Source organism: Polaromonas sp. (assembly GCF_036676035.1).
Classification (GTDB): Bacteria; Pseudomonadota; Gammaproteobacteria; order Burkholderiales; family Burkholderiaceae_C; genus Polaromonas.
The window spans coordinates 74,662-88,745 of the sequence record NZ_JAKFDR010000112.1 but is presented as its reverse complement, the minus strand read 5'-3'; the positions used below and the strand labels follow the sequence as shown (position 1 = coordinate 88,745).

Sequence of the window (14,084 nt, the reverse complement as noted above, 5' to 3'; positions counted from 1 at the left end):
CGCCACGACAGAGGCCGCCAAATTCAGGTGATTCAAGCCTGCGGCGACTTTTCGCTGGCGCCCGTTCGCCAACAAGTTGAATTCCACACCTCCAAGGGCTCTATCTAGTGAAGAATTTCCTGCATGTTCCCCCAACCCTTGGGCTGGGTGGCTTATCTATCGGTCGCACATGGGGTGTTCAGCAAGTGGCCGCCCCGAGTGAAAATAAAGCATCGGAATTGCTCGGCACAGCCGTGCAGCTAGGCATCACTATTTGGGATACAGCTCCTGCTTATTTTTCCAGCGAGGCACGCATGGGCCTGGCTCTGCAACAGATGTCTGCCGATGACAGAGCGCAAATTCGGGTACTGACTAAATTTGGTGAGCATGCCAAGCCAGATGGCAGTGGCACCTATGCGGATCACTCGAATTCAGCGCTGATGTCCAGTTTTTTTCGTAGCCAACGCATGCTTGGCAAGATTGACGCTCTGCAAGTACACAAAGCCACCACGGAAGTAGTGCTTCACAAAGATGTTTTGCGGGCAATAGCAGCCGCACGTTCTGAAGGTGTGGCCTGTATCGGGGCAAGCGTAAGCGATATGGCGACCGGCATGATGGCACTCGCATCCGGGTATTACGATTTTTTGCAGTGCCCATTTTCACAAGCCAATGAAATATTCCTTCCTGTGCTGGAATATGCGAACGGCCATCACATTCCCACGATCATCAACCGCCCCTTTGCCATGGGTGCGTTGGTTGGAAATGACGACGGTAACGCGGCACGACAGGCTTACGCTCACGTGCTGCGCCACATGGGGCAAGGAGTAGTGCTCACTGGCACCAGCAAACCCATGCACTTGATCCAAAACGCGCAGGCCTTTGCCGAAGCACGGAGTGACGTGACATGCGGATAGCATGGGGATTTTTGACGGGCCCTGATTGCTCGTGGGTATGACGAGCATGCTGAGGTAACGCTAAACCTACGCTGAGCTTTTATATCGCATTGAGCAGCACGTCTGCCGCCCCATCCAGCGTATCCAGGCGGCTTTCCAGCACGCGAACCGAGCGCCAGTTCGACAGGCTCTTCACTCAACAACCACCACCGGCACCCGCAGCGCCAGCGCACACATCAGCTCGTAGCCCACGGTGCCGCCGGCCTGCGCCACCTCGTCAATCGGCAGCACCGCGCCGCCGGCAGAGCGCCCCCACAAGGTCACCTCGCTGCCCATGCCGGCCTCGGGCACCGGCGTGAGGTCCACCGTGATCATGTCCATGCTGACGCGGCCGACCATGCGACAGCGCACGCCGCCCACCAGCACCGGCGTGCCGGTGTCGCAGTGCCGCGGATAGCCATCGGCATAGCCGCAGGCGACGACGCCGATGCGCAGCGGGCCCTCGGCGCTGAAGCTGGAACCGTAGCCCACCGTGTCGCCGGCCACCAGGTGTTGTATCCCTATGATTTTGGAGGTCAGCGTCATGGTGGGCTGCAGGCCCCAGTCGGCGGCGCTGCGCTCGGGAAAGTCGGGGGCGCTGCCGTAGACGGCGATGCCGGGCCGGATCCAGTCCGAGCGAGCGCCTGCCGTGTCGGCATGGCGCAGGGTCGCCGCGCTGTTGCACAGCGTGCGCTCGCCGGGCAGGTCCTGGGTCACGGCTTCAAACGCCTGCAGCTGCTGCTCAATGCCCTTGGGGCCGTCGGCGTCCGAGAAATGCGTCATCAGCGAAATCTCGTCCACCTGCGGCAGCGCATTGAGGCGCGTCCAGGCGGCCCGGTAACGCTCGGGCGTGAAGCCCAGGCGGTTCATGCCCGTGTTCATCTTGAGAAACACGCGGTGCGGCAGCTGGGTCTTATGCGCCGCCAGCATGTCGATCTGCTCGTTGCAGTGGATGGTGTGCCATAGCCCCAGGCGTGAACACAGCTCCAGATCGCGGGCGTCAAAGCAGCCTTCGAGCAGGAGAATCGGGCCGCGCCAGTCGAGCGAGCGCAGCCGCCGGGCCTCCTCCAGGTCGAGCAGCGCAAAGCCGTCGGCGCTGCGCAGGCTCTCAAAAACGCGCTCTATGCCGTGGCCATAGGCGTTGGCCTTGACAATCGCCCAGACCCGCGCATCGGGGACGGCCGCGCGCATGCGCGCCAGATTGTGGCTGAGCGCTTCGGTGTGGATGGTGGCAAGGATGGGACGTGGCATGGTGAGTAAAGCTGTTAAAGCCGTGTTATCAGGAGGATTTGTGGATTTTGACATCCGGGCACGTGCTATAAACCGTCATCGTATGGAGACATTCACGTTTATCGGACGGCATCAGAACAGCTGATGCCATGGCTGCAGTGATCAAGACAACTTAATGAAGCGCGGTTTTTACACCATCATGGCAGCCCAGTTTTTCAGCTCCCTGGCTGATAACGCGCTGTTTGTAGCCGCCGTTGAACTGCTCCGCAGCGGGGGAGCCCCCAAATGGCAACCCGCCGCGCTGGTGCCCATGTTTGCGCTGTTTTATGTCGTGCTGGCGCCGTTTGTGGGCGCTTTTGCCGACGCGCAACCCAAAGGCAAGGTGATGTTCGTCAGCAACGCCATCAAGGTGGCGGGCTGCCTGATGATGCTGTTTGGCATGCACCCGCTGCTGTCCTACGCGATTGTGGGCCTGGGCGCCGCCGCCTATTCACCGGCCAAATACGGCATCCTGACCGAGCTGCTGCCCGCCTCGCAGCTGGTCAAGGCCAACGGCTGGATCGAAGGCCTGACCATCGCCTCCATCATCCTGGGCGTGCTGCTGGGCGGCCAGCTGGTCGGCCACGCGGTCTCCAGCCAGCTGCTGTCGTTTAACTTCCCCCTCCTGGACACCGGCATCGACAGCGCGCCCGAGGCGGCCATCGCGGCCCTGATCGTCCTGTACGCCATCGCCGCGTGGTTCAACACGCGCATTCCCCACACCGGCGTCGAAATGCGCCCCATGCCGCGCAACAAGCTCGAGCTGCTGCCCGATTTCTGGAGCTGCAACGCCATCCTCTGGCGCGACAAGCTGGGCCAGATATCGCTGGCCACCACCACGCTGTTCTGGGGTGTCTCGGGCAACCTGCGCTACATCGTGCTGGCCTGGAGCGCCGCGGCGCTGGGCTACAGCACCACCCAGGCTTCCAGCCTGGTGGGCGTGGTGGCGATCGGCACGGCGATCGGCGCCATCATGGCCTCCATGCGCATGCGGCTGGACCAGGCCACCAGCGTGATGCCGCTGGGCATTGCCATGGGCCTGCTGGTGATCCTGATGAACTTCATCGGCAATGTCTGGATCGCGGCTCCGTTCCTGATCCTGCTGGGCGGCCTGGGCGGTTTTCTGGTGGTGCCCATGAACGCCCTGCTGCAGCACCGCGGCCACAACCTCATGGGGGCGGGCCGCTCGATTGCGGTGCAGAACTTCAACGAACAGGCCTGCATTTTGAGTCTGGGCGCTTTTTACAGCCTGTCCACCGGCATGGGGATGTCGGCCTTTGGCGCCATCACGGCTTTCGGCGTGGTGGTGGCGGGCTTCATGTGGCTGATCCAGCGCTGGCACAAAAACAACTGCATCAGATACAAAGACCAGATCGAACATTTGCAGAAAATCGCCCGCAGCGACCACACCCACTGATGCGGGCCAGCGCATCCTTCGACACCTCAGGACGAACGGGCACGCAGTGAGCGACCGTGGCACCAAGCAATTTTCCGCCGGGCCGCCCCAAGGAAAATTAGCCCCCTCGGGGCTGACGCCCGCGGCTCCAAGCCTGCCTGCGCAGGCTTGGACGGGCGGAAGAGCCGCCGCGTCTCGCGGTGGCACGTCCAGCGCAGTACGCGAAGCGACAAGCGTGGGGGCCATTGCAGCGCTGGTCATCAACGCGTTTGTCTGGGGCATCTCGTGGTGGCCGTTGCGAGAACTGCACGCTTATGGCCTACATCCGCTGTGGTCCACGGCACTGATTTACGCCTTTTCGCTGATTTGCGTGCTCACCGTCTGGCCCCAGGCCTGGCGTGGTTTTCTCGCGCACCCCGCGCTGTGGCTGCTGGCCATGGCATCGGGCCTGACCAACGTCGGCTTCAACTGGGCGGTGACCATAGGCGACGTGGTGCGCGTGGTGCTGCTGTTTTACCTGATGCCCGCCTGGTCGGTGCTGATTGCCTGGGCCCTGCTGGGAGAGCGCCCCACACGCGGCTCATTGCTGCGCCTGCTGCTGGCCATGGCCGGGGTGCTGATCGTGCTCAAGGCCCCGGAGTCGCCCTGGCCGGTGCCGCAAAGCGCCGCTGACTGGCTCAGCCTGATGGGCGGCCTCAGTTTTGCGCTCACCAATGCCCTGCTGCGCAAGTTCAAGCACACGCCCAGCGAATCGCGCATGCTGGCGATGTTTGGCGGCGGAGCCCTCATGGCCAGTGGCACGGCGCTGCTGGGCATGGCGCAGCTGACGATTCCCGCCCCCACCCTGCAGATGGCCGGCTGGGCCATCGCGCTGGCCCTGAGCCTGGCCTTTCTGGCCAGCAACATGGCATTGCAGTACGGTGCGGCGCGGCTCGCCGCCGGCACCACGGCCATCGTCATGCTCACCGAAATCCTGTTTGCCAGCTTCTCCTCCACCGCCTTGGGCGCGGCGCAGTTTGATGCACGCACCCTGCTCGGCGGCAGCCTGATCGTGCTGGCGGCTGTGCTGGCCGCCATGGCCCCGGGGGCCGCCAAAAAGGCCCAGACCGCGATGCATTGAGTTGGCCCGGGCTTGCAGTTATGCTGGAAGTTGGCGCAAGCACTCTTTGTGATTGCGCGACCAGGAGCAGACCATGAGCAGCATTTACGACTTTGAAGCCCGCCAGATCAATGGCAAGGACGTCGCCTTGTCCCAGTTCAAGGGCAAGGCCCTGCTGATTGTGAACACCGCGAGCGAATGCGGTTTCACACCCCAGTTCGGCGGCCTGGAAGACCTGCACAAAACCTATGGCGACAAGGGCCTGGTGGTGCTGGGTTTTCCGTGCAACCAGTTCGGCTCGCAGGACCCGGGCAGCGAGGACGAAATTTCCGAGTTCTGCCAGGTCAACTATGGCGTGAGCTTTCCGATGATGGGAAAAATTGACGTCAACGGCCCGCAGGCGCACCCGCTGTACAAATGGCTGACCACCGAAGCCCCGGGCCTGCTGGGCAGCAAGGCCATCAAATGGAACTTCACCAAGTTCCTGGTTGGCAAGGACGGCCAGGTCATCAGACGCTATGCGCCGACGGACAAGCCGGCTGACCTGGCGAAGGACGTGGAAGCCGCGTTGGCCGCCTAAGCTCCCCCACGGGCTTCGCCCTGCCCCCAGAGGGGGCGTAGCCGCCTTGGGGCGGCCCTGCGGCGGCCGAGCCCGAACAGCGGCCGCAGCCAGGCCGTGCGGCGAACGACCGTGGTCATCGCCCAGCACCCCAGCACCGTGCCGGCCACGAGCAACGCAGGCTCCGTCACGGGCCCCAGCCGCAGCGGCGCCAACCACCAGACCCCCACGATGATCACGGTCTGGTGCAGCACGTACCAGGGATAGACCGACTCGTTGGCCCAGGCCAGCCAGGGCCAGGGGCGGTTGAGCTTGTGGTGCGCCCAGCCCAGAATGGCCAGAATCGCAGTCCACATGTACAGGTCGCCGATCAGGCGCAGAAACTGGCGTGAGGGGCCGGGCGTTTGCACCGGCAGCACCTCGCGCAGTGCGGCAAAAAGCGCCAGCAGCACGGCAGCCCCACCCAGGGCGCGCCAGCGCAGCCGCGTGGCCTCGGCCCAGAAACCTTCGTCCAACCCGATCCAGTAGCCGTAGAGAAACAGCGTGAAATACACCGCGTGCAGCCAGCCATCGTGCACCAGGTCGTGCGTAGGCGGAAAGTGCGGCCACAGCGCCAGCGAGTACAGCATCAGCGGCAGCGCCGGCACCAGCAGCAGCGCCGCGCCGCGCAGCCCGACAAAGGCTTTGCGCAGCCGCTGGCCGGCGGCCGATTCGAGCGCGGGCAGCAGCAACAGCAGTCCGGCCGTGTAGGCCCAGAGGTAGGGCAGGTACCACAGGTGGTTCCAGGTCACGCCGAAGTCCGAGCCATCGAAGGCGCCGGCCGGCCAGGGCCCGCCACCGGCGTAACGCAGCAGGAAGGCGCCGAAACCCGGATCGATGCTGCCATTGGCCACGCCTTGGGCATAGGCCTGGAAGGGCACGACCACGGCCATGCCAAAAACCAGCGGCAGCAGCAGGCGCCAGCTGCGCTGGAGAAACAGAGCCCCCAACGGCAGCGCCGTACCCCCCGAGGTGGCGCTGTGGCCGCGCTGCAGGAAACCCAGGACCAGCCCCGAGATCAGGAAGACCAGGTCCATGCGCCATAAATTCAGCGCCCGCATCGGCATTTGCAGCCACTCGGCTGCGTGTGGGCTCTTCAGGTGCCAATGCCAATCAGCCACGTAATACATGGCCAGGTGGTAGAGGATGACCAGGCCGAAGGCCAGGGCGCGCAGGGCATCGATGTCGTGGCGGCGGTTCATGGGTTTCTCCTGAAATGAGCTACAAACGGCCGCGATTTTTGCGCGGCCGGTATCGGTCCGGTGGGTGAATGGGATTAGTCACGGGCTCTTTGTGACGAGTGGTGGCGGCCAGGGACGAAAAACGGGGCGATTCCCCTAGACTTGGGTCATGTCAGACAACACAAAGACCTGGCTGGAGCGCTACCAGCCCTACCGGCGCCCAACCGAAATCGGCTTCTGGGCCGGGGTGCTGGCGGTCCAGGCGCTCTTCAACAGCATCACGACCTGGATCGATTTGCGGACCGCGCCGTTTGGCCAGCCCTTGCTCTGGGAACTGTCAAGCAACCTCACCGTGGGCCTGCTGATTCCTGTGCTGATCGCCTTCGAGCGGCGCTTCCCCCTGCGCTGGGACACGCTGCGCCGCAACCTGCCCTGGCACCTGGCCGGCACACTGATGTTTTGCGGCGTGCATGTGGGGGTGATGATGGCGATGCGCAAGGCAGCCTATGCGTCTGTGGGAGCCACCTACAACATAGGCAGCTGGGCCACTGTGCTGGGCTACGAGTACCTCAAGGATGTGCGCAGCTATGTGCTGATTCTTTCCGCGGTGCTCGGCTACCGGCTGCTGCTGCTGCGCTTGCAGGGAGAAGCACGCGTGCTCGATACGCCCGAGCCTGCGGCCGGCGCTGCGCCTGCCGCCGGGCCGGCAGTGCGGCCCGAGCGCTTCCTGGTGCGCAAACTGCGCAGGGAATTCCTGATCGGCGCGGCGGACATCGAATGGCTGCAAGCCCAGGGCAACTACATCGGCCTGCACGTCAACGGCCACGACTACCTGCTGCGCTCGACCCTGGCGGATTTCCTCGGCCAGCTTGACCCGGCCCGCTTTGCGCAGGTACACCGAAGCTACGCCGTCAACCTGGACCGCGTGGCCGAAATCGAGCCACTCGATAGCGGCGATGCCCGCCTGCGCATGAAGGACGGCAGCCAGGTGCCGTGCAGCCGGCGCTACCGCGAGGCCCTGGGCGGCGGCTAAGCCACGCGATCCTAGCAAATTGGCCTCCAACCCTTTAAATACGGGCACAATAAGCTATTAATTTAATAGCAAATCGAAATTGCACTGACGCTACAAAGCGGGCGCGCCGACTTGGCGCAAAAAATCGGCCAGCGTTTTTCCGGCCTCCTGCCGAAATCCGGCCTCCAGCACTTCGAGTTTCTGAATGCGGTCGACACGAAAGCTGCGAAAGTCCTGCCGCGTTTCGCACCAGGCCACCAGCGTCCAGACCTTGCCCCAGAAAAAGCAGCCCAGCGGCCAGATGGTGCGCTGGCTGGTTTTGTCTTGCGGGTCGCGGTAGGCGATGTGCAATTTGCGGCGCGCGCCCACGGCTTCACGCAGGGTTTGCAGATGTTGCCGGGTGACGGGCTCCACGCCAAAAGCCGGCGCGTAGATCGCCAGGCTCTCCGCAGCGGCGCGTGCCGCGTCGGGCAACACCGACAGAATTTTCCCCAGGGCATTTTCGGCCTCGCGGGCCAATGCCGGGTCCAGCCAGGCTTGCGCCAGCCGCACTGACGCCACCAGTGATTTGGCCTCGTCCTGCGTGAACATCAGGGGTGGCAGCTCAAACCCCGCCCCCAGGCGGTAGCCCACGCCGGCCTCGCCCTCGATCGGCACGCCCTGGTGCTGCAGCTGGGCCACGTCACGGTAAATCGTGCGTTCGGAAACTTCCAGCCGGCGCGCCAGGTAAGCCGCCGTGCTGAGCCGGCGCCCGCGTATGAGCTGGACGATCTGGAACAGGCGGTCAGCACGGCGCATGGTCAGGTTTTGTATATTTTGGGGCTGCAGCCCGGCAGGGATTTGCACAGGCAGCTATAAAAATCATAGCGAAAATCAACACCCCAATTGGGGTGATCTCAGACCTGAAGGGCATCAGGTCGTTGAAGCAATCTGCAAAAGCATCAGTTATTGAATCAGCTATTGAAAATGTAGCAGCTCCGGCGCCACGTCCATGGCCCCGGCGACCAGCCGCATGTCATGGTCGCTCAGCGCAAACAGGCCGAAACGAAGCTTGTAGCCCCAGCGGCTGCGGTCTTCGACAAAATCGAAGTGGTCCAGCAGCGGCACAATGCTGGCCTCGCGCGCAGGCAGGTAGCGCACGGGACGACGGTAGGGCACAAAGCCGTCGCCCATGTCAAACGCGTAAGGTCCCCCGGCCTGCACGATCCCGATGGAAATCAGGGACTGGCACTTGTCCTTGCCGCCCATGGTGAGGGTCGGCGCATAGTAAGCGAGGCGGTCACCGGGCTGTACCCGCCGGATTGGCCCCAGCTTCCCATGGCAGACCTGCATGTAGCCCACCCCGGCCGCATCGCGGCCCCGGCGGGCGTGCTCCGCGCTGGCGACGGCCATCCAGTTTTTGGCCATGCGAGCACTCATGCCACAGCGTGCAGGCCGATCTGGTTGCCTTCGGTGTCGCGCAGCTGGGCGATAAAGCCCAGGCCCGCGGGCAAGGCCATTTTGGGGGCCACCACCTGCCCGCCCGCCGCCGGCACCCGCGCCAGTACCGCGTCTATGCTGGGCATGCAGTCCAGGTAAATGCGAACGCTCTGACCAGGGTCCGCGGCGGCGGAAACGGCAGGGGCGCCCCTCAGCAGGCAACCGCCTGTGGCCGGTTTTTCATGGGGAAAGACGGCCATGGTGCCGCCGCCGAAATCCTCGCGCCGCAAGCTGCGGCCCAGGACGGTTTCGTAAAACGCTTGTGCGCGGTCGAGGTCGCTGCAGGGAATTTCAAACCAGTTGATGGCGTTGTGCATGGTGATGATCCATAGAGTGTTGAAGAACCCTGATGGTGCACACCCCCTCCTGACAACGTCATGTCAGGAGGCTTTCCTCGGGCTGCATGGCCGCGTTCACATCACGGCGCTGAGCTGCCATGGCAGGAACTCGTTGTCCCCAAGGCCATGCTCTTCACTGCGGGTCGGTGCGCCCGATGCAGTTGCCAGCATCAGGTCGAACAAGCGGCGACCGGCTTCGGCCACCTCCATGCGACCGTCCACGATCTCGCCGCAATTGAAGTCCATGTCCATGGTCATGCGCCTGAACAGCTGGCTGTTGGTTGCCAGCTTCAACGATGGCGTGGGTTTGCAGCCGTAAGTAGAGCCGCGTCCGGTGGTAAAGCAGATCAGATTGGCACCGCCGGCAACCTGCCCAGTGGCTGAAACGGGGTCGTAGCCAGGCGTATCCATGAACACTAGCCCGCGAGCCTGCACTGGTTCAGCGTATTCATACACCCCCATCAGGCCCGTACTGCCGCCCTTGGCGACCGCGCCGAGCGACTTTTCGAGAATCGTGGTGATACCACCGGCTTTATTGCCCGGGGATGGGTTGTTGTTCATGTCGCTACCGTGCAACTGGGTGTAGTTTTCCCACCAGTGCATGCGCTTCATCAGTTTGTCGGCAATTTCGGGCGACGCGGCGCGGGCAGTCAACAGATGCTCGGCACCGTAGATTTCCGGCGTTTCCGACAAGATGGCGGTACCCCCATGCTGCACCACCAAGTCGACTGCCGCACCCAAGGCCGGATTGGCGCTGATGCCGGAGTAGCCATCGGAGCCGCCGCACTGTAAACCGACCGTGAGAAAGCTCGCCGGGACGGTGCTGCGCCTAGCCTGGTCCGCCAATGCCAGCATGTTCTGCACCACGGCGACGCCCTGCGCGACAGTTTCGCGAGTGCCCCCTTCATCCTGGATCGTCATGGCGGCAAACAAGCCAGGTTCCCGTGCGGCCAGGGCCTCGACCAGCGGCGCGATCTGGTTCACTTCGCAGCCCAGGCCAATGACCAAAACGCCGGCAAAGTTGGGGTGATCTGCATAGCCCCGCAATGTCCGTCGCAGTAGTTCCAGGCCCTCACCTGTTCCGCCCATGCCGCAGCCGCTGCCGTGGGTGATGGCCACGACGCCATCAACATGGGGATAGGCTTTCAATGCATCGCCCCTGAACGCATCTGCAATGTAGCGACACACGGTAGCTGAACAGTTGACGCTGGAAATCACACCGATGTAGTTTCGCGTCCCTACGCGCCCCCCAGGGCGTACATAGCCTTTGAACGTAGCTTGCCTGGCTGCCGGCATGACAGGCTGGAAATGCCTGCCGACCTCATGCGCGCGGCCCTCGCTGCTCATGGCCATGTTATGGGTATGCACATGCTCGCCCGGTGCGATGGCTTGTGTAGCAACCCCAATGATCTGCCCGTATTTGCGCACCTCTTCACCCGCTGCAATGCGCTGCAGCGCTATCTTGTGGCCGGCGGCGATGGGCTGTGCACTGGTCAGTTGGCGCGAGCCGACCTGCAGCAGGGTGTGCACCGGAATATCTTCGCGAGCCACAGCCACGCTGTCGTTTGCGCCAAGCAGGATGAGGGGGTTAAGCAATGAGGTAAGCATGAACGTCTTGTGCCCTTGAAGAAATGAGATAGCTCTGCGCTGGTGCCCGCCCGATATCTATGCAGGCAGGGAGTCACGCTGAACGGCAGCTTGCAGTCTCGCCTGCTTCACACGCAGCCCGTGCTGCCGCGCCAGCTCCAGCACGGGCACCATGCGGCGCTGCTTCTTGGCCACGTGGTTTTGGGCGATGTCGGCAATGCGATGCGCGACGAAGGGATTTAGCAGTCGATCACGCAGTTGCACCAAGTAGTCTTCAGCTTCGGTTTTCTGTCCCAGTGCCTCAAACACCGGCAGCACTTCCTCGCTCCACACCGCTTCCAGATCGGCACGAAGTTCGTGATCGTTCATGGCCTGAAGGACTGTTTGATCCGCGGGCCGCCCCTCGACCAGCCAACGCTCAGCCAGATAGGTATGACCGAGGTTGAGCAGATAGAGTTTGCGTTGCTCGAAAGGCGTCAGTTCGTCTGTCAGGACCATGCCGGGATGCGTGCAAGGCAAGAGCAGCCCGGCCTGCCGCTCAATGACCCAGAGGGCATAGGGCTCTGTGATGGCGCCTACCGGCTCAAGCGCTTGCGGCACGATGCGGTCCACCAGCGTGTTGGCCCATCGGCAGTGTTGCGTGAGGTAACGGATGCAAGCTTCAGGCAGTTTCCAGGCACGCGCCAGTCCCGCCACCAGATCACGCAGCGTGTCGCCGTTGCGCGAGATCAGCTCGCACGGGTAGAGCGACAGCGGCGCCTCAGGCTGGCGCTGCCAGCGCAGATGAAGCAGCACGAGCAGCTTGGCGATAAAGCTTCGCGGCACCTGCTGCGCATTGGCAATCAGTTCCGGCCCCTCGTCTGGGTAGAGCGCGTAACCACTGTCACCGGTGTTGGAGACGATGATTTGGGCATGCTCGGCCACCGCAGTGCGCACCAGCGCCCATTGCGTTTCTGCATGCCAGGCCGCCTTGATGGAATGACTGGTGCGCAGTTCGTCGACCGGCTGCCCATGCTGGAGCCCACGCACCCGCACCTGGTAACCCCGGCCACTGGCGAGTGCCGCCACGCGACTGGCACTGGCCGGGTTGCCGGTGGTCTGCACCACGGTGATATGACCAATCGCCTCTTGGCGCGCCAAGGCTTCCGAAACAAACAGGTCCACATGAGCCTGCAAAAAGCGACTGGTTCCGAACTGGAGAATGGGGGTCATCATGGTGTCGTTGTGACGGGCTTGGGTGTGCGGCAACACCGTTCTGCCTCTTCATCTATCGATTTAATTATCGATAATGATATACAAATCAGAAGAAGCGTCAATTCAGAACTGATCAAGCAGACACGAAATCCTCGTTTTTGCAGCCAAGCTTCAGCTCAGACAATCACCATTTTCAGATCAAAATATCTGAATAATCATTTAAAAACAATGAACTTATCGAAAAAACAAGCAGAACACACAAGAGGCAAAAGCCCATCAGCATTACCCCGTGAAAACCCTGATGCCAATTTTAAGCAGTTGTGCCAAATTATCGATATCGATAAATTGAGATCACATGGATCAACTGACCACGACCAAACCGCAGCAGTCTCCCCGCAAGGGCGAAGAGGTCTATAACTGGCTGCGCAAGCAAATCGTTCTTTCCTTCATCAAGGACGGGCAGCCGGTGATTGAACTGGAGGTTGCCAACACGATGGGGTGCAGCCAGGGCACGGTCCGTGAAGCCTTGTTGAGACTTCAGGAAGAAGGCCTGATCGTGCGCCAAGGCTACCGCGGAAGCGTGGTGTCGCCGCTGTCTGCCAACGAGGCCCAGGCATTTCTGAACCTGCGGGCACAGCTCGAATCACAGGCGGTGCTGTATTCGGTACCCAATATCCGCCCGGAGCACATCGAAACACTGTCACGCATCGTGCGCGAGATGGAGGCCGCGGCCGAAGAGGGCGACGAATATGGGCTGTTTGAGCTGGATCAGAAATTCCACATCACCCTGTTTCAGCTGGCGAACATGCCAGCTCTGGTGCCAGTGCTGATCCGCTGCTCGCTTTACAACCACCGGAACAAGATTTCGCTGGTCAACGCGCCCCGCACCTTGCAGGAAACCGCCTCGCGCCACTGGGCCATCGTGCATGCGCTGGAGTCCAGGGATGTGGCGGAAGTAGAGCGTGTATTGCGCCACCACATTCAAAGCGTGGTCGGCATGGACAAAGTGCAAGCACCCGCCGTCACCGCCGCGCCGCCGCGCATGGCACCAGAGCAGCAGGCAATTTTTGACCGGCTGCAAACGGAAGACGGGCATCTACCGGATATCACCACCCTGGCACGTGAAGAGGCTAAGGCGCAGTTCAGGCACGTCCACATGCGCTGGAACCAGATCAACCAGAACGACTACCGGATTGAACGCTTCAACATCCCTGCGGCTGCGCAGCCGGGCCGGTCCGCACAAGGCATTGACGCCTTGCGCATCGAACACGTCAAAAACCACAACCCGGCATGCGGCACCATCTTTCATGTACACGGCGGTGGCTGGACCTTCGGCAACAACGAAACCCATCTGGGCGCGATGGCACGGCTGGCCGAGCTCACCAACTGCACCGTCATTGGGGTGGACTACGGATTGGCACCGGACACACCCTTTCCGGCAGGACTGAACGACTGCACCTGGGCATGGCGCTGGCTGCGCATGCAGCCCGGCAACACGGGACCCTGGTATGTCGCAGGCGACTCGGCCGGCGCCAACATTGCGCTGGCGATGATGTTTGACCTGCGCAACGTCGGTGAACCGCTGCCTGACGCCGGTCTGCTGTTCTACGGCGTCTATTGCGCCGACCACACCACGCCATCGCACCGCCTGTGCGGCAAGGGCGACTTCGGCCTGTCCAGCGAGCGCATGGACTGGTACCGCCGGCAGTACCTCTCGGGCACGCGCAGGGATGCGGACGATCCGCGGGTTTCCCCGCTGCTGGGAGACCTGGCTGACCTGCCGCCGCTGTTTCTCAACGCGGCCGGACTGGACCCGCTGCACGACGACACGACCGCCCTGGTGCAGCGCCTCGCGAAAACCAATACCCCATTCGAGTTCCACAACTATGAAGGCGTGCTGCACGGATTCATGCAAATGAGCTCCGAGCTACCGCAAGCCCTTCAAGCTTTCCGAGATGCTGCTGCGTTCCTGCGCGCACGGCGCCAACCACGATAGCCCGCCCGGGGCAACAACCAAAGG

Annotated in this window: 14 protein-coding genes; 7 read left to right on the top strand and 7 right to left on the bottom strand. The window is 62.6% G+C overall.

Annotated elements, in window-relative coordinates:
- Positions 1 to 107: 107 nt before the first annotated feature.
- On the top strand, positions 108 to 893 hold the full coding sequence (locus V6M61_RS16325) for an aldo/keto reductase (protein WP_332777638.1): 786 nt from the start codon (positions 108 to 110) through the stop codon (positions 891 to 893).
- Between the two features lie 171 nt (positions 894 to 1,064).
- Here V6M61_RS16325 and alr read toward each other — a convergent pair whose 3' ends face one another.
- On the bottom strand, positions 1,065 to 2,162 hold the full coding sequence (gene alr, locus V6M61_RS16320) for an alanine racemase (protein WP_332777637.1): 1,098 nt from the start codon (positions 2,160 to 2,162) through the stop codon (positions 1,065 to 1,067).
- Between the two features lie 154 nt (positions 2,163 to 2,316).
- On the opposite strand from alr, the gene lplT reads away from it, so the two are divergent.
- The 3 genes from lplT to V6M61_RS16305 all read left to right on the top strand — a co-directional run bounded on the left by lplT (position 2,317) and on the right by V6M61_RS16305 (position 5,255).
- Positions 2,317 to 3,597 carry a lysophospholipid transporter LplT gene (gene lplT, locus V6M61_RS16315; protein ID WP_332777636.1) on the top strand — a complete coding sequence of 427 codons (1,281 nt, stop codon included), beginning with the start codon at positions 2,317 to 2,319 and terminating at the stop codon, positions 3,595 to 3,597.
- A 214-nt stretch (positions 3,598 to 3,811) separates the two neighbouring features.
- Complete coding sequence (locus V6M61_RS16310) at positions 3,812 to 4,696, top strand: DMT family transporter (protein WP_332777698.1); 885 nt, start codon at positions 3,812 to 3,814, stop codon at positions 4,694 to 4,696.
- A gap of 73 nt (positions 4,697 to 4,769) precedes the next feature.
- Positions 4,770 to 5,255: a glutathione peroxidase gene (locus V6M61_RS16305; RefSeq protein ID WP_332777635.1), complete on the top strand. Its 486-nt coding sequence runs from the start codon at positions 4,770 to 4,772 to the stop codon at positions 5,253 to 5,255.
- Here the strand turns inward: V6M61_RS16305 and V6M61_RS16300 are convergent.
- Positions 5,252 to 6,475, bottom strand: a complete 1,224-nt coding sequence (locus V6M61_RS16300; RefSeq protein WP_332777634.1) for an acyltransferase family protein — start codon at positions 6,473 to 6,475, stop codon at positions 5,252 to 5,254. The two genes, V6M61_RS16305 and V6M61_RS16300, sit on opposite strands and share 4 nt — an antisense overlap.
- A gap of 148 nt (positions 6,476 to 6,623) precedes the next feature.
- Here V6M61_RS16300 and V6M61_RS16295 point away from each other — a divergent pair, with 148 nt between their 5' ends.
- Complete coding sequence (locus V6M61_RS16295; RefSeq protein WP_332777633.1) at positions 6,624 to 7,487, top strand: LytTR family DNA-binding domain-containing protein; 864 nt, start codon at positions 6,624 to 6,626, stop codon at positions 7,485 to 7,487.
- Positions 7,488 to 7,577: 90 nt separating this feature from the next.
- Here V6M61_RS16295 and V6M61_RS16290 read toward each other — a convergent pair whose 3' ends face one another.
- The 5 genes from V6M61_RS16290 to V6M61_RS16270 form a co-directional block, all read right to left on the bottom strand.
- The gene (locus tag V6M61_RS16290) at positions 7,578 to 8,264 is read right to left on the bottom strand and encodes a helix-turn-helix transcriptional regulator (RefSeq protein ID WP_332777632.1); all 687 of its coding nucleotides are present in this window, start codon (positions 8,262 to 8,264) and stop codon (positions 7,578 to 7,580) included.
- Between the two features lie 159 nt (positions 8,265 to 8,423).
- Positions 8,424 to 8,873: an EVE domain-containing protein gene (locus tag V6M61_RS16285; RefSeq protein WP_332777631.1), complete on the bottom strand. Its 450-nt coding sequence runs from the start codon at positions 8,871 to 8,873 to the stop codon at positions 8,424 to 8,426.
- A gap of 8 nt (positions 8,874 to 8,881) precedes the next feature.
- Positions 8,882 to 9,262, bottom strand: coding sequence for a VOC family protein (locus V6M61_RS16280; protein ID WP_332777630.1), 381 nt, complete (start codon positions 9,260 to 9,262; stop codon positions 8,882 to 8,884).
- A 96-nt stretch (positions 9,263 to 9,358) separates the two neighbouring features.
- Complete coding sequence (locus tag V6M61_RS16275; protein ID WP_332777629.1) at positions 9,359 to 10,891, bottom strand: UxaA family hydrolase; 1,533 nt, start codon at positions 10,889 to 10,891, stop codon at positions 9,359 to 9,361.
- Positions 10,892 to 10,948: 57 nt separating this feature from the next.
- A complete protein-coding gene (locus V6M61_RS16270) occupies positions 10,949 to 12,085 on the bottom strand; it encodes a mannitol dehydrogenase family protein (RefSeq protein WP_442957794.1) in 1,137 nt (378 codons plus the stop codon).
- Between V6M61_RS16270 and V6M61_RS16265 the strand changes: the two genes are divergently transcribed.
- Positions 12,035 to 12,481 carry a hypothetical protein gene (locus V6M61_RS16265; RefSeq protein WP_332777627.1) on the top strand — a complete coding sequence of 149 codons (447 nt, stop codon included), beginning with the start codon at positions 12,035 to 12,037 and terminating at the stop codon, positions 12,479 to 12,481. The genes V6M61_RS16270 and V6M61_RS16265 overlap by 51 nt on opposite strands.
- Positions 12,420 to 14,060, top strand: coding sequence for an alpha/beta hydrolase fold domain-containing protein (locus tag V6M61_RS16260; protein WP_332777626.1), 1,641 nt, complete (start codon positions 12,420 to 12,422; stop codon positions 14,058 to 14,060). The genes V6M61_RS16265 and V6M61_RS16260 overlap by 62 nt, the downstream gene beginning before the upstream one ends.
- The last annotated feature ends 24 nt before the right edge of the window (positions 14,061 to 14,084 follow it).

Excerpts from the sequence above, each read along its gene's own strand:
- V6M61_RS16265 (WP_332777627.1), top strand. The coding sequence starts at position 12,035 with ATGAGCCTGCAAAAAGCGACTGGTTCCGAACTGGAGAATGGGGGTCAT.
- alr (WP_332777637.1), bottom strand. The coding sequence starts at position 2,162 with ATGCCACGTCCCATCCTTGCCACCATCCACACCGAAGCGCTCAGCCAC.
- V6M61_RS16275 (WP_332777629.1), bottom strand. The coding sequence starts at position 10,891 with ATGCTTACCTCATTGCTTAACCCCCTCATCCTGCTTGGCGCAAACGAC.
- V6M61_RS16270 (WP_442957794.1), bottom strand. The coding sequence starts at position 12,085 with ATGATGACCCCCATTCTCCAGTTCGGAACCAGTCGCTTTTTGCAGGCT.
- V6M61_RS16295 (WP_332777633.1), top strand. The coding sequence starts at position 6,624 with ATGTCAGACAACACAAAGACCTGGCTGGAGCGCTACCAGCCCTACCGG.
- V6M61_RS16280 (WP_332777630.1), bottom strand. The coding sequence starts at position 9,262 with ATGCACAACGCCATCAACTGGTTTGAAATTCCCTGCAGCGACCTCGAC.
- lplT (WP_332777636.1), top strand. The coding sequence starts at position 2,317 with ATGAAGCGCGGTTTTTACACCATCATGGCAGCCCAGTTTTTCAGCTCC.
- V6M61_RS16285 (WP_332777631.1), bottom strand. The coding sequence starts at position 8,873 with ATGGCCAAAAACTGGATGGCCGTCGCCAGCGCGGAGCACGCCCGCCGG.
- V6M61_RS16305 (WP_332777635.1), top strand. The coding sequence starts at position 4,770 with ATGAGCAGCATTTACGACTTTGAAGCCCGCCAGATCAATGGCAAGGAC.
- V6M61_RS16300 (WP_332777634.1), bottom strand. The coding sequence starts at position 6,475 with ATGAACCGCCGCCACGACATCGATGCCCTGCGCGCCCTGGCCTTCGGC.
- V6M61_RS16260 (WP_332777626.1), top strand. The coding sequence starts at position 12,420 with ATGGATCAACTGACCACGACCAAACCGCAGCAGTCTCCCCGCAAGGGC.
- V6M61_RS16290 (WP_332777632.1), bottom strand. The coding sequence starts at position 8,264 with ATGCGCCGTGCTGACCGCCTGTTCCAGATCGTCCAGCTCATACGCGGG.